The organism is Pseudomonas sp. BS-2016, from assembly GCF_001806145.1.
Taxonomy (GTDB): Bacteria; Pseudomonadota; Gammaproteobacteria; order Pseudomonadales; family Pseudomonadaceae; genus Aquipseudomonas; species Aquipseudomonas lundensis.
In genome coordinates, this window is record NZ_MLCT01000145.1 from 1 (window position 1) to 1357 (window position 1357).

A 1357-nucleotide genomic window follows, 5' to 3' on the forward strand; every position below is an offset into this window, starting at 1 on the left:
CATCCGAGGAACACAACCGACAAACCGCCATGCTGGAACATCCAGCCGCCCATGATGCCGCCCAACGCGGAACCCAGGAACTGGCTGGTGGAATACACCCCCATGGCCGTGCCCTTGCCGCCTGCCGGTGAAACTTTACTGATCAATGACGGCAACGACGCTTCGAGCAGGTTGAAGGCGGTGAAAAACACCACCGTACCGATCACCAATGCTCGCAGGCTGTCGCCGAACTGCCAGAAGAATAGTTCAGTGAGCATCAATGTCGCGACGGCGCCGAGTAAAACTCGTTTCATTTTGCGTTTCTTCTCGCCATAGATGATGAACGGGATCATGGCGAAGAACGAAATCAACAGCGCAGTGAGGTAGACCCACCAGTGCTGTTCCTTGGGCAGGCCGGCTTTTTCCACCAGGGCCAGGGGCAAGGCGACGAAGCTGCACATCAGCATGGCGTGTAATACGAAGATACCTAAATCCAGGCGCAGCAAGTCCGGGTGCTTGAGCGTGGGAAGCAACGCCTTGCGTGCGACGCCCGATTCACGATGCTGCAGGGTACCGGTGGAGCGCGGCACCATAAAGGCAACGATCAGGATGCCAAACAACGCCATGCCGCCCGTGGCCAGGAACAGCCCATGCAAGCCGAACGCGCGCGTGAGCAAGGGCCCGACCACCATGGCCACGGCAAACGACAGGCCGATGGTCATGCCGATCATCGCCATGGCCTTGGTGCGGTGTTGTTCGCGGGTCAGGTCCGACAGCAGCGCCATCACGGCGGCGGAAATCGCACCGGCGCCCTGCAGGATGCGGCCGGCGATCACGCCCCAGATCGAATCGGATTGGGCCGCTAGCACACTGCCAAGGGCGAATACGATCAGCCCGAGATAGATCACCGGGCGACGGCCAATGCGGTCGGAAATAATCCCGAACGGGATCTGGAAAATCGCCTGGGTCAGGCCATAGGCACCAATCGCCAGGCCGATCAAGGCGGGGGTCGCACCTGCGAGATCCATCCCATAGGTGGCCAGCACTGGCAACACCATAAACATGCCCAGCATACGGAAGGCGAACACCAGGGCCAGCCCGCTTGCCGCTCGGGTCTCGCCGCTACTCATGCGTTCGCTGTGGGGATCGTGCATGGAAAAACCTCGTGTGAACCGGCGGCGATTCTACCAGTCCCATCGATTGAGAGGGTATATGCGGCGCTTTGCCGCGCAGCTTTCATGTAAGGCTGCAGGCGGCGTTTTGACAGTGTATATTCATCCAGTCTTTAGCCGTATACTCCGGCATCATTTACGCCCGCCGTGCGAGGCCATCTTGGACAAGATCCTGATTCGTGGGGCTAGAACCCACAACCTGAAGA

The 1357-nt window shown here is 59.5% G+C and carries 1 protein-coding gene; it reads right to left on the bottom strand.

Going from position 1 to position 1357, the window contains the following annotated elements; translation table 11 throughout:
• Positions 1–1133 (bottom strand): MFS transporter (locus tag BKD70_RS23135; RefSeq protein ID WP_070415476.1); only part of this gene is annotated, 1133 nt, incomplete at its 3' end.
• Positions 1134–1357: the final 224 nt, after the last annotated feature.